Below are 11767 nucleotides of genomic sequence, written 5' to 3' on the forward strand. Positions count from 1 at the left end.
CTGGAGCACTGTAACAACTTAAGTATCGATCAGGCCTGTGCGCCAGTGCCGCGGGCAGAACGGGTCAGAGTCGGAACTCGTGCCCCAGGTACACTTCCTTGACCAGCTGGTTGGCCAGGATGGTCTCGGCGTCGCCTTCGGCGATCAGCTGGCCATCGTTGACGATGTAGGCGGTTTCGCAGATATCCAGGGTCTCGCGAACGTTGTGGTCGGTGATCAGTACACCGATGCCCTTGTTCTTGAGGTGGTGGATGATCTGCTTGATGTCGCCGACCGAGATCGGGTCGACACCGGCGAAGGGTTCGTCCAGCAGGATGAACTTGGGCGCGGTGGCCAGGGCACGGGCGATCTCGACACGGCGGCGTTCACCACCGGACAGGCTCATGCCCAGGTTGTCGCGGATGTGGCTGATGTGGAACTCCTGCAACAGGCTTTCCAGCTCCTTGCGCCGGCCATCGCGGTCGAGGTCCTTGCGCGTCTCGAGGATCGCCATGATGTTGTCGGCCACCGACAGCTTGCGGAAGATCGAGGCTTCCTGCGGCAGGTAGCCGATGCCGGCCTGGGCGCGGCCGTGCATGGGCTGGTGGCTGACGTCGTGGCTGTCGATCAGCACGCGACCCTGGTCGGCCTGGACCAGGCCGACGATCATGTAGAAGCAGGTGGTCTTGCCGGCGCCGTTGGGGCCGAGCAGGCCGACGATCTGGCCGCTATCGATGGACAGGCTGACGTCGCGCACGACTTGCCGGCCCTTGTAGCTCTTGGCCAGGTGCTGGGCTTTGAGGGTTGCCATTTACTCGGCCTTTTTCTTCGGTTGAATGACCATGTCGATACGCTGACGCGGTGCAGTCACGTTGCCGCCACGGCCGGCGGTCGCCACCTGGGACTTGGTGTTGTAGACGATCTTCTCGCCTTCGGTGGTGTTGCCTTCGTTCTCGACCTTGGCGCGGTCGGTCAGGATTACCGTGTCCTTTTGCGCCTGGTACTGGATGGTCACTGCCCAGCCTTTCATCTTGTCCGCCTTGGCGGCGCTCTGCTGCTGCTCGAAGTAGGCCAGGTTGCCCACCGAGGTGACCACGTCGATGTCGCCGTTGGCGGCGCGGGTCATGGTCACGGTGTTGCCTTTGATCATCATCGAACCTTGGGTGATGATCACGTCGCCGGTGTAGGTGGCCACGCCTTGCTTGTCGTCCAGGTGGGCGTTGTCCGCCTGGATGCGGATCGGCTGGTCACGGTCGTTCGGCAGGGCGAAGGCGCTCGCGCTTCCCAGTGCTACGCCCAGGCTGAGCAGAAGGGGGATGGTTTTAACGAGCCTCATACTGTCCTCTTACGTTAGAGAGCAGGTCCATCCTGCCTTCTTTCAAATACGCTTTCATTCCTTTGCCCGTAGTCGTGCCACCGGCGCCGTCGATTCTAACGGCTTGCTCGGTCTGCGCATATTGCTTCTGCGGGAACACAGTCATGCGTGTGCTGGTGATGATGGTTTCGCGTCGCTTCTCGTCGGTGCGCGCCACGCGCACGTCGTCGATCAGTTCCACCTCGCTGCCGTCCGGGTTGACCTCGGCGCGCTTGCTCTGCACGTGCCAGGGATACTCGGTGCCACGGTACATGTGCAGGTCGGGCGTGGTCACCAGGGTGACTTCGCTGGCCTTGAGGTGCTCGACCTTGGCGGCGGTCATTTCGTACTGCAGCTTGCCGTCGGGCAGGAACTGCACGCTGTGGGCGTTGATGGCGTAGTAGTCGATGGCGCTTTCGTCGACCTGGGCCGCGGGCTGCTCGAGGAAGCTCTCGGGGCTGATGTTCCAGTAGCCGACCGCCGCCAGTACGGCGGCGATCACGCCAAGCAGCGCAAAATTGCGAACTTTCTTGCTGAACATGGGTGGCCTTACAAGTAGTTGGCGTTGGCAGCGTCCAGGGTGCCCTGGGCCTGCATGATCAGTTCGCAGAACTCGCGCGCGGCGCCTTCGCCGCCGCGGGCCTGGGTGACACCGTGGGCGTGTTGGCGCACGAACGGTGCGGCGTTGTGCACGGCCATGCCCAGGCCCACCCGGCGGATAACCGGCAGGTCGGGCAGGTCGTCGCCCAGGTAGGCGACCTGCTCATAGCTTAGTTTGAGTTCGGCGAGCAGGCCGTCGAGTACCACCAGTTTGTCCTCGCGGCCCTGGAACAGGTGGGGAATGCCGAGGTTCTTCGCCCGGCGCTCGACCACCGGGGTCTTGCGCCCGCTGATGATGGCCGTGGTCACGCCCGCGGCCATGAGCATCTTGATGCCATGGCCGTCGAGGGTATTGAAGGTCTTGAACTCGCTGCCGTCCTCGAGGAAGTACAGGCGCCCGTCGGTGAGCACGCCGTCGACGTCGAACACCGCCAGCTTGATGGCCTTTGCACGTTGCATCAGATCCTGGTTCATTTACATCACTCCGGCGCGCAACAGGTCGTGCATGTTCAGGGCGCCGGTCGGGCGGTCGGCCTGATCGACCACCACCAGTGCGCTGATCTTGTGGTCTTCCATGATTTTCAGTGCCTCGGCGGCGAGCATCTCGGCGCGGGCGGTCTTGCCGTGCACGGTCATGACCTCGTCGATCAGGGTCTTGTGCACGTCGATGTTGCGGTCCAGGCTGCGGCGCAGGTCGCCGTCGGTGAAGACCCCGGCCAGCTTGCCGTCGTTGCCCAGGACCACGGTCATGCCTAAACCTTTGCGAGACATTTCAAGGAGCGCGTCCTTGAGCAGGGTGCCGGTCTTGACCACCGGCAGTTCGTCGCCGGCGTGCATGACGTTTTCGACTTTCAGCAACAGGCGACGACCCAGGGCCCCGCCCGGGTGCGAGAAGGCGAAGTCCTCGGCGGTGAAGCCGCGGGCCTCGAGCAGGGCGATGGCCAGGGCGTCGCCCAGTGCCAGTGCCGCGGTGGTCGAGGAGGTGGGCGCCAGGTTGAGCGGGCAGGCTTCCTGGGCGACGCTGGCGTCGAGGTTGACCTCCGCGGCCTGGGCCAGGGGCGAATCGGGGTTGCCGGTCAGGCTGATCAGCTGGATGCCCAGGCGCTTGATCAGCGGCAGCAGGGTGACGATCTCGGCGGTGCTGCCGGAATTGGACAGGGCAAGAATGACATCGTCGCGGGTGATCATGCCCATGTCGCCATGACTGGCCTCGGCCGGGTGCACGAAGAATGCCGGGGTGCCGGTGCTGGCCAGGGTGGCGGCGATCTTGTTGCCGATGTGCCCCGACTTGCCCATGCCAACCACCACGACCCGGCCCTTGCTGGCCAGGATCAGTTCGCAAGCCTTGACGAAGTCGCCGTCGATGCGGGCCAGCAGGGCCTGCACGGCCTCGAGTTCGAGGCGCAGGGTGCGCTGGGCGGATTGGATCAGCTCGCTGGATTGGGTCATGTCGAAACGCAATGCCTGATGAAAAGGCGGCGATTATAGCCGCAATGTGTGAAACGCTCATCCATCGAATGTCATATGCCTGTCGCGCAACCCTGTCTGCGCCCTGAACGAGTCAGGCGATGGCCTTGGGGCGGGCCTATCAGCGGTGCTATAGTTCGCCGCTATTCGGCCTGCCACGGGCGCGTGTGCCTTCATGATGAAGGCCGGCGTCAACTAGGCGAGGCTGCACTAGCAAGGAGTCTAGATGAGTGTGGATAGCGCCTGTGCGGTCGAGTTGAAGGGCGTCACCTTCAAGCGCGGTTCGCGCAGCATTTTCAGCAACGTGGACATTCGTATTCCCCGTGGCAAGGTCACCGGCATCATGGGGCCTTCTGGGTGCGGCAAGACCACCCTGCTGCGCCTGATGGGCGCGCAGCTGCGTCCGGCCAGCGGCGAAGTCTGGGTCAATGGCCAGAACTTGCCCGCGCTGTCGCGGGGCGATCTGTTCGATGCGCGCAAGCAAATGGGCGTGCTGTTCCAGAGCGGCGCGCTGTTCACCGACCTCGATGTCTTCGAGAACGTCGCTTTCCCGCTGCGGGTGCATACGCAGCTGTCGGATGAAATGATCCGCGACATCGTGCTGATGAAGCTGCAGGCCGTGGGCCTGCGCGGCGCCATCGACCTGATGCCCGACGAACTGTCCGGCGGCATGAAACGTCGCGTGGCGCTGGCCCGGGCGATCGCCCTGGACCCGCAGATCCTCATGTACGACGAACCGTTCGTCGGCCAGGACCCGATCGCCATGGGCGTGCTGGTGCGCCTGATCCGGCTGCTCAACGACGCCCTGGGCATCACCAGCATAGTGGTCTCCCACGACCTGGCGGAAACCGCCAGCATCGCCGACTACATCTATGTGGTGGGCGACGGCCAGGTGCTGGGGCAGGGCACGCCGGCCGAGTTGATGGGCTCGGACAACCCGCGTATCCGCCAGTTCATGAAAGGCGACCCGGACGGTCCGGTACCTTTCCATTTCCCTGCGCCTGACTACCGCGCCGATCTGCTGGGAGCGCGTTGATGCGCAGAAAATCCATACTCGAACGTATTCGCCTGTTCGGCCGCTCGGCCATCGACGTGCTGGCCGTGCTGGGGCGCTCGTGCCTGTTCCTCGGGCATGCGCTGATCGGCCGTGGCGGCATCGGCGGCAGCTTCCAATTGCTGGTCAAGCAGCTGTATTCGGTCGGCGTGCTGTCGCTGGCGATCATCGTCGTGTCCGGTGTGTTCATCGGCATGGTGCTGGCGTTGCAGGGCTACAGCATCCTCACCAAATACGGTTCGGAGCAGGCGGTGGGGCAGATGGTCGCCCTGACCCTGCTGCGCGAGCTCGGGCCAGTGGTCACCGCCTTGCTGTTCGCCGGGCGCGCAGGCTCGGCGTTGACCGCCGAAATCGGCAACATGAAGTCCACCGAGCAGTTGTCCAGCCTCGAGATGATCGGCGTCGACCCGCTCAAGTACATCGTTGCCCCGCGCCTGTGGGCCGGCTTCATTTCGCTGCCGCTGCTGGCGCTGATCTTCAGTGTGGTCGGCATCTGGGGCGGCTCGTGGGTCGCCGTGGACTGGCTGGGCGTCTACGAAGGCTCGTTCTGGGCCAACATGCAGAACAGCGTTTCTTTTGCCGACGACGTGATCAACGGCTTGATCAAGAGCCTGGTGTTCGCCTTCGTCGTGACCTGGATCGCCGTGTTCCAGGGGTATGACTGCGAGCCCACCTCAGAAGGGATCAGCCGTGCCACTACCAAGACCGTGGTCTATGCCTCGTTGGCAGTCCTGGGTCTGGACTTTATTCTGACCGCCTTGATGTTTGGAGATTTCTGATGCAAAACCGCACCCTGGAAATCGGTGTCGGCCTGTTCCTCCTGGCCGGGATCCTGGCGCTGCTGCTGCTGGCCCTGCGTGTCAGCGGGCTGTCGGCCAGCCCGAGCAACGACACGTACAAAGTTTACGCCTACTTCGACAATATCGCCGGTTTGACGGTCAGAGCTAAAGTGACCATGGCCGGTGTGACCATCGGCAAGGTCACGGCCATCGATCTGGACCGCGACTCGTACACCGGTCGGGTAACGCTGCAGTTGGACAAGAACGTCGACAACCTGCCGACCGACTCCACTGCCTCGATCCTGACTGCCGGCCTGCTGGGCGAGAAGTACATCGGCATCAGCGTGGGCGGCGAAGACGCGTTGCTCAAGGATGGCAGCACCATCCACGACACCCAGTCGGCGCTGGTGCTGGAAGATCTGATCGGCAAGTTCCTGCTCAACTCGGTGGGCAAGGAACCGAAAGAAGCTCAACCGGCTAACTAAGGAGTTTCCATGATTTCGATCCTGCGACGTGGCCTGCTGGTCCTGCTGGCGGCCTTCCCCCTGCTGGCCCTGGCGGCGCCGGGGCAATCCGCCCGTGATGTGATCCAGGGCACCACCAGCCAGTTGCTCAGCGACCTGAAGAGCAACAAGGAGCAGTACAAGGCCGACCCCAATGCGTTCTACAACGCGCTCAACGCCAACCTTGGCCCGGTGGTCGATGCCGACGGCATCTCCAAGAGCATCATGACGGTCAAGTATTCGCGCAAGGCCTCGCCCGAGCAGATGCAGCGCTTCCAGGAGAACTTCAAGCGCAGCCTGATGCAGTTCTATGGCAACGCCTTGCTGGAGTACAACAATCAGGGCATCACCGTCGACCCGGCCAAGGCCGAGGCTGACGATCGCACCAGCGTCGGCATGAAGATCACCGGCACCAACGGCGCGGTCTACCCGGTGCAGTACACCATGGTCAAGCTGGACGGCGAGTGGAAAGTGCGCAACGTCATCGTCAACGGCATCAACATCGGCAAGCTGTTCCGCGACCAGTTCCAGGACGCCATGCAGCGCAACGGCAACAACCTGGACAAGACTATCGACGGCTGGGCCGGCGAAGTGGCCAAGGCCAAGCAAGCCGCCGACAGCTCGCCGGATAAGGAAGTCAAATGAGCGACGCCGCCGTGAGCATGTCCGAGCCGGGGGTTCTGGCCCTGGCCGGTGTGCTGGACTACCGTAGCGGCCCGGCCTTGCGCAAGCAGGGCAAGGCACTGATCGCCGCCAGCCGCGAGGCGCGCCTGGTGCTCGACTGCACGGCGGTGGTCAAGTCCAGCAGTGTCGGCCTGTCGCTGTTGCTGGCGTTCATGCGTGACGCCCAGGCCGCCGGCAAGGCCTGGGAACTGCGCGGCATGCCTAGCGACATGCGGGAAATCGCCGAGGTCTACGACCTCGACGAAGTACTGGCAGGCTGATGGCCTGGGGCCAGGTGAAAGCCCCTCGGTCAGCGAGCCCGCGCATGGGCTTCGCAGGCGAGGGGCTTTTTTGTATGATGGCCGACCCGCGCGCGTTGGGCGCCGATCGAGGTTGAGCATGCAGGCCGTAGAAGTTAAGAGCTTTCTGGAAGAAAAAATGCCGGGAACCCGGGTCGAAGTTGAGGGCGAAGGCTGCAACTTCCAGTTGAACGTGATCAGCGACGAGCTGGCGGGCCAGAGCCCGGTCAAACGTCAGCAGGCAATCTATGCTCACCTCAATCCATGGATCGCCAACGGCAGCATCCACGCGGTAACCATGAAATTCTTCAGCAGCGCAGCCTGGGCTGAGCGCACCTGAGCCAACTTGGCGGCGAGACACGAATGGACAAACTGATTATCACTGGCGGTGCACGCCTCGACGGCGAGATCCGCATTTCCGGCGCGAAGAACGCAGCCCTGCCGATTCTCTCGGCTACCCTGCTGGCTGATGGCCCGGTCACCGTCGGCAACCTGCCGCACCTGCACGACATCACCACCATGATCGAGCTGTTCGGTCGCATGGGCATCGAACCTGTGATCGACGAGAAGCTCGCGGTGGAGATCGACCCGCGCACCATCAAGACCCTGGTCGCCCCATACGAGCTGGTCAAGACCATGCGCGCCTCGATCCTGGTGCTTGGCCCGATGGTCGCCCGTTTCGGCGAGGCCGAAGTGGCCCTGCCCGGTGGTTGCGCCATTGGCTCGCGTCCGGTCGACCTGCACATCCGCGGCCTGGAAGCCATGGGTGCGAAGATCGAAGTCGAAGGTGGCTACATCAAGGCCAAGGCGCCTGAAGGCGGTCTGCGCGGCGCGCACTTCTTCTTCGATACCGTGAGCGTCACCGGTACCGAGAACATCATGATGGCCGCGGCCCTGGCCAAGGGCCGCAGCGTGCTGCAGAACGCTGCCCGCGAACCAGAAGTGGTCGACCTGGCCAACTTCATCAACGCCATGGGTGGCAAGATCCAGGGCGCTGGCACCGACACCATCACCATCGATGGCGTCGAGCGCCTGCACTCGGCCAGCTATCGCGTCATGCCCGACCGTATCGAGACCGGCACCTACCTGGTTGCCGCTGCCGTGACCGGTGGTCGCGTCAAGGTCAAGGACACCGATCCGACCATCCTCGAAGCCGTCCTTGAGAAGCTCAAGGAAGCTGGCGCCGATATCACCACCGGCGAGGACTGGATCGAGCTGGACATGCACGGCAAGCGGCCTAAGGCTGTCAACCTGCGCACCGCGCCATACCCGGCGTTCCCCACCGACATGCAGGCGCAGTTCATCTCGCTCAACGCCATCGGTGAAGGCACTGGTGCGGTGATCGAGACCATCTTCGAAAACCGCTTCATGCACGTCTACGAAATGCACCGCATGGGCGCGCAGATCCAGGTCGAAGGGAACACCGCCATCGTCACCGGCGTCAACAAGCTCAAGGGCGCCCCGGTGATGGCCACCGACCTGCGTGCGTCCGCCAGCCTGGTGCTGTCGGCGCTGGTCGCCGAAGGCGACACCTTGATCGACCGCATCTACCACATCGACCGTGGTTACGAGTGCATCGAGGAAAAACTGCAGATGCTGGGCGCGAAGATCCGTCGCGTACCGGGCTAGTCGTCTGTACGGCGCAGGGACGCGCCCTGAATCTTTTGCGGTCGGGCCCTGTGCCCGGCCGGCTATAGCTGCTTAAGGACCGACGTTCCAATGTTGACCATCGCGCTATCCAAAGGCCGTATTCTCGACGATACCCTGCCACTGCTGGCCGAAGCCGGTATCGTGCCGACCGAGAATCCGGACAAGAGCCGCAAGCTGATCATCCCCACCACGCAGGATGACGTACGCCTGCTCATCGTGCGTGCCACCGACGTGCCGACCTATGTCGAGCATGGCGCCGCCGACCTCGGGGTGGCCGGCAAGGACGTGCTGATGGAATACGGCGGCCAGGGCCTGTACGAGCCCCTGGACCTGCAGATCGCCCAATGCAAGCTGATGACCGCCGGCGTCACCGGCGCCCCTGAGCCCAAGGGCCGCCTGCGCGTGGCCACCAAGTTCGTCAACGTAGCCAAGCGCTACTATGCCGAACAGGGCCGCCAGGTCGACATCATCAAGCTGTACGGTTCCATGGAGCTGGCGCCGTTGATCAACCTCGCCGACAAGATCATCGACGTGGTCGACACCGGCAACACACTGCGCGCCAATGGCCTGGAGCCACAGGAACTGATCGCCACGATCAGCTCGCGCCTGGTGGTCAACAAGGCCTCCATGAAGATGCAGCACGCCCGTATCCAGAGTCTGATCGACACCCTGCGCAACGCTGTCGAATCGCGACACCGCGGCTGACCTCTGCGCGCGACCTTTGCTGTCGCGCCCGTCTATCCGCGTCATAGCCTTCTTTCTCAGGTGCCCGCGCGGATGGAGTGGTAGCTTTAGGGCGCCTGAACATCCGCTAATAACGAGGCCCTCGCCATGACCGTGTCCACTGCAATTGCCCGTCTCAACGCCGCTGACCAGGATTTCGCCCGACATCTGGATCATCTGCTGAGCTGGGAAAGTGTGTCCGATGACGCGGTCAACCAGCGCGTGCTTGACATCATCAAGGCCGTGCGCGAGCGCGGCGACGCTGCGCTGGTGGAGTTCACCCAGCGTTTCGATGGCGTTGATGCCCAGTCGATCGACGACCTGATCCTCAATCGCGATCGCCTGGAACTGGCCCTGACCCGCATCACCCCGACCCAGCGCGAAGCCCTGGAGAAAGCCGCCAACCGCGTGCGCATCTACCACGAGCGGCAGAAGCAGGACTCCTGGCAGTACACCGAGGCCGACGGTACCGTGCTCGGGCAGAAGGTCACCCCACTGGACCGCGCCGGGTTGTACGTGCCGGGCGGCAAGGCGTCGTACCCGTCGTCGGTGCTGATGAACGCCATCCCGGCCAAGGTCGCCGGTGTCGGCGAGGTGGTGATGGTGGTGCCAACCCCGCGTGGCGAGGTCAACGAGCTGGTGCTGGCGGCCGCCTGCATCGCCGGTGTCGACCGGGTCTTCACCGTGGGCGGGGCCCAGGCAGTCGCCGCCTTGGCCTACGGCACCGAGAGCGTGCCGCAGGTGGACAAGATCGTCGGCCCGGGCAATATCTACGTGGCTACCGCCAAGCGCCATGTGTTCGGCCAGGTCGGCATCGACATGATCGCCGGCCCATCGGAAATCCTGGTGGTGTGCGATGGTCAGACCGATCCGGACTGGATTGCCATGGACCTGTTCTCCCAGGCCGAGCACGACGAGGATGCCCAGGCGATCCTGGTTAGCCCGGACGCCGCGTTCCTCGACCGTGTCGCCGCCAGCATCGACAAGTTGCTGCCGACCATGGAGCGTGCCGAGATCATCGAGAAGTCGATCAATGGCCGTGGTGCGCTGATCCAGGTGCGTGACATGCAGCAGGCCATCGAGGTGGCCAACCGCATCGCCCCCGAGCACCTGGAGCTGTCGGTGGCCGACCCGCAGGCCTGGTTGCCGCAGATCCGCCACGCCGGCGCGATCTTCATGGGCCGCCACACCAGTGAGGCGCTGGGTGACTACTGCGCCGGCCCCAACCATGTGCTGCCGACATCCGGTACTGCGCGGTTCTCGTCGCCGCTGGGGGTCTATGACTTCCAGAAGCGTTCGTCGATCATCTTCTGCTCCGAGCAGGGCGCCTCCGAACTGGGTCACACTGCCTCGGTACTGGCCCGTGGCGAATCGCTGACCGCCCACGCGCGCAGCGCCGAATACCGCATCCTCAACGAGAAGGGGAACTGAGCATGAGTCGTTTCTGGAGTCCCTTCGTCAAGGACCTGGTGCCTTACGTGCCGGGCGAGCAGCCCAAGCTGGCGCGGCTGGTAAAGCTAAACACCAATGAGAACCCCTACGGCCCCTCGCCCAAGGCCTTGGAGGCCATGCGTGGTGAACTGAACGACAACCTGCGCCTATACCCGGACCCGAACGGTGATCGGCTCAAGCAGGCCGTGGCCGAGTATTACGGCGTGACGCCGGCGCAGGTATTCGTTGGTAACGGCTCGGATGAGGTGCTGGCGCATATCTTCCACGGTCTGTTCCAGCATGACCGTGGGCCGCTGTTGTTCCCGGACGTGAGCTACAGCTTCTACCCGGTGTATTGTGGCCTGTACGGTATCGGGTTCGAGCAAGTGGCGCTGGATGAGCAGTTCCAGATCCGTGTTGCGGACTACAACAAGCCCAATGCTGGGATCATTTTCCCCAACCCCAATGCGCCGACCGGTTGCCTGCTGCCGCTAGAGGCGGTCGAGCAGTTGTTGCAGGCCAACCGGGATTCGGTGGTGGTGGTCGATGAGGCCTACATCGATTTTGGTGGTGAGACGGCTATCAGCCTGGTCGATCGCTACGATAACCTGCTGGTGACCCAGACCTTGTCCAAGTCACGTTCGCTGGCGGGGCTGCGGGTTGGCTTGGCGGTGGGGCACCCTGACCTGATCGAGGCGTTGGAGCGGATCAAGAATAGCTTCAACTCCTACCCGTTGGATCGCATGGCGATTGTCGGGGCGGCGGTGGCGTTCGAGGACCGGGCTTATTTTGATGAGACTTGCCGCAAGGTCATCGATAGTCGGGAGGTGCTGGTGGCCGAGTTGCTGGCGCGGGGGTTCGAGGTGTTGCCTTCGGCGGCGAACTTCATCTTTGCTCGGCATCCCGAGCAGGATGCTGCGGGGATTGCGGCGCGGTTGCGGGAGCAGGGGGTGATTGTGCGGCACTTCAAGCAGGAGCGGATTGCGCAGTTTTTGCGGATTACCATTGGGACGCCGGAGATGAATCGGGCTTTGCTTGATGCTTTGAATTAATTCTGGGGTTTTTGATGGGGGCGGGTTGGGAGTGGCTGTATAACTTCTGATTCGCCCCTTGTTGTTGTTGTTGTTGTTGTTGTTGTTGTTGTTGTTGTTGTTGTTGTTGTTGTGGGTTTTGGTAGTTTTAGGCGCATTCATTTGTGATGTCGACGCATAGTCACCTTTTCGCCTTTACGGCGAGTTCCTTAATGAGATGGTCACCCCGGCACC

General features: G+C 63.1%; 15 protein-coding genes. 10 read left to right on the forward strand and 5 right to left on the reverse strand.

Annotation, left to right across the window (positions count from 1 at the left end; translation table 11 throughout):
- Positions 1–64: 64 nt before the first annotated feature.
- Genes lptB through ACODS5_RS21685 form a run of 5 tightly spaced genes read right to left on the reverse strand, consistent with a single transcriptional unit; the run spans position 65 to position 3382 of the window.
- On the reverse strand, positions 65–790 hold the full coding sequence (lptB, locus tag ACODS5_RS21665) for an LPS export ABC transporter ATP-binding protein (protein ID WP_134693902.1): 726 nt from the start codon (positions 788–790) through the stop codon (positions 65–67).
- Positions 791–1315: a lipopolysaccharide transport periplasmic protein LptA gene (lptA, locus tag ACODS5_RS21670; protein ID WP_134693903.1), complete on the reverse strand. Its 525-nt coding sequence runs from the start codon at positions 1313–1315 to the stop codon at positions 791–793.
- Positions 1302–1874, reverse strand: coding sequence for an LPS export ABC transporter periplasmic protein LptC (lptC, locus tag ACODS5_RS21675; protein WP_134693904.1), 573 nt, complete (start codon positions 1872–1874; stop codon positions 1302–1304). Before lptC ends, lptA begins: the two co-directional genes overlap by 14 nt.
- An 8-nt stretch (positions 1875–1882) precedes the next feature.
- Positions 1883–2407, reverse strand: a complete 525-nt coding sequence (locus tag ACODS5_RS21680) for a KdsC family phosphatase (RefSeq protein ID WP_134693905.1) — start codon at positions 2405–2407, stop codon at positions 1883–1885.
- Complete coding sequence (locus tag ACODS5_RS21685; protein ID WP_134693906.1) at positions 2408–3382, reverse strand: KpsF/GutQ family sugar-phosphate isomerase; 975 nt, start codon at positions 3380–3382, stop codon at positions 2408–2410. It abuts the gene before it with no gap.
- A 244-nt stretch (positions 3383–3626) separates the two neighbouring features.
- Here ACODS5_RS21685 and ACODS5_RS21690 point away from each other — a divergent pair, with 244 nt between their 5' ends.
- From ACODS5_RS21690 to hisC, 10 genes are all read left to right on the forward strand, one after another.
- Positions 3627–4436, forward strand: coding sequence for an ATP-binding cassette domain-containing protein (locus ACODS5_RS21690; protein ID WP_134693907.1), 810 nt, complete (start codon positions 3627–3629; stop codon positions 4434–4436).
- Positions 4436–5233: a lipid asymmetry maintenance ABC transporter permease subunit MlaE gene (gene mlaE, locus ACODS5_RS21695; protein WP_134693908.1), complete on the forward strand. Its 798-nt coding sequence runs from the start codon at positions 4436–4438 to the stop codon at positions 5231–5233. Before ACODS5_RS21690 ends, mlaE begins: the two co-directional genes overlap by 1 nt.
- A complete protein-coding gene (gene mlaD, locus ACODS5_RS21700; protein ID WP_134693909.1) occupies positions 5233–5718 on the forward strand; it encodes an outer membrane lipid asymmetry maintenance protein MlaD in 486 nt (161 codons plus the stop codon). Before mlaE ends, mlaD begins: the two co-directional genes overlap by 1 nt.
- 9 nt (positions 5719–5727) lie before the next feature.
- Positions 5728–6381, forward strand: coding sequence for an MlaC/ttg2D family ABC transporter substrate-binding protein (locus ACODS5_RS21705; RefSeq protein ID WP_489109626.1), 654 nt, complete (start codon positions 5728–5730; stop codon positions 6379–6381).
- Positions 6378–6680: an STAS domain-containing protein gene (locus tag ACODS5_RS21710; RefSeq protein ID WP_134693911.1), complete on the forward strand. Its 303-nt coding sequence runs from the start codon at positions 6378–6380 to the stop codon at positions 6678–6680. Before ACODS5_RS21705 ends, ACODS5_RS21710 begins: the two co-directional genes overlap by 4 nt.
- A gap of 118 nt (positions 6681–6798) precedes the next feature.
- The gene (locus ACODS5_RS21715; protein ID WP_134693912.1) at positions 6799–7038 is read left to right on the forward strand and encodes a BolA family protein; all 240 of its coding nucleotides are present in this window, start codon (positions 6799–6801) and stop codon (positions 7036–7038) included.
- A 23-nt stretch (positions 7039–7061) separates the two neighbouring features.
- Positions 7062–8327 carry a UDP-N-acetylglucosamine 1-carboxyvinyltransferase gene (murA, locus tag ACODS5_RS21720; RefSeq protein WP_489109627.1) on the forward strand — a complete coding sequence of 422 codons (1266 nt, stop codon included), beginning with the start codon at positions 7062–7064 and terminating at the stop codon, positions 8325–8327.
- 90 nt (positions 8328–8417) lie between these two features.
- Positions 8418–9053 (forward strand): ATP phosphoribosyltransferase, encoded by a 636-nt coding sequence (gene hisG, locus ACODS5_RS21725; RefSeq protein ID WP_011532429.1) that lies wholly within the window; start codon positions 8418–8420, stop codon positions 9051–9053.
- A 126-nt stretch (positions 9054–9179) separates the two neighbouring features.
- Positions 9180–10502: a histidinol dehydrogenase gene (hisD, locus tag ACODS5_RS21730; RefSeq protein WP_489109628.1), complete on the forward strand. Its 1323-nt coding sequence runs from the start codon at positions 9180–9182 to the stop codon at positions 10500–10502.
- 2 nt (positions 10503–10504) lie between these two features.
- Positions 10505–11554, forward strand: a complete 1050-nt coding sequence (gene hisC, locus ACODS5_RS21735) for a histidinol-phosphate transaminase (RefSeq protein ID WP_134693915.1) — start codon at positions 10505–10507, stop codon at positions 11552–11554.
- The last annotated feature ends 213 nt before the right edge of the window (positions 11555–11767 follow it).

Source organism: Pseudomonas sp. FG47, from assembly GCF_057809115.1.

Coding starts and splice junctions, on each gene's coding strand:
- lptB (WP_134693902.1), bottom strand. CDS start 790: ATGGCAACCCTCAAAGCCCAGCACCTGGCCAAGAGCTACAAGGGCCGG.
- lptA (WP_134693903.1), bottom strand. CDS start 1,315: ATGAGGCTCGTTAAAACCATCCCCCTTCTGCTCAGCCTGGGCGTAGCA.
- lptC (WP_134693904.1), bottom strand. CDS start 1,874: ATGTTCAGCAAGAAAGTTCGCAATTTTGCGCTGCTTGGCGTGATCGCC.
- ACODS5_RS21680 (WP_134693905.1), bottom strand. CDS start 2,407: ATGAACCAGGATCTGATGCAACGTGCAAAGGCCATCAAGCTGGCGGTG.
- ACODS5_RS21685 (WP_134693906.1), bottom strand. CDS start 3,382: ATGACCCAATCCAGCGAGCTGATCCAATCCGCCCAGCGCACCCTGCGC.
- ACODS5_RS21690 (WP_134693907.1), top strand. CDS start 3,627: ATGAGTGTGGATAGCGCCTGTGCGGTCGAGTTGAAGGGCGTCACCTTC.
- mlaE (WP_134693908.1), top strand. CDS start 4,436: ATGCGCAGAAAATCCATACTCGAACGTATTCGCCTGTTCGGCCGCTCG.
- mlaD (WP_134693909.1), top strand. CDS start 5,233: ATGCAAAACCGCACCCTGGAAATCGGTGTCGGCCTGTTCCTCCTGGCC.
- ACODS5_RS21705 (WP_489109626.1), top strand. CDS start 5,728: ATGATTTCGATCCTGCGACGTGGCCTGCTGGTCCTGCTGGCGGCCTTC.
- ACODS5_RS21710 (WP_134693911.1), top strand. CDS start 6,378: ATGAGCGACGCCGCCGTGAGCATGTCCGAGCCGGGGGTTCTGGCCCTG.
- ACODS5_RS21715 (WP_134693912.1), top strand. CDS start 6,799: ATGCAGGCCGTAGAAGTTAAGAGCTTTCTGGAAGAAAAAATGCCGGGA.
- murA (WP_489109627.1), top strand. CDS start 7,062: ATGGACAAACTGATTATCACTGGCGGTGCACGCCTCGACGGCGAGATC.
- hisG (WP_011532429.1), top strand. CDS start 8,418: ATGTTGACCATCGCGCTATCCAAAGGCCGTATTCTCGACGATACCCTG.
- hisD (WP_489109628.1), top strand. CDS start 9,180: ATGACCGTGTCCACTGCAATTGCCCGTCTCAACGCCGCTGACCAGGAT.
- hisC (WP_134693915.1), top strand. CDS start 10,505: ATGAGTCGTTTCTGGAGTCCCTTCGTCAAGGACCTGGTGCCTTACGTG.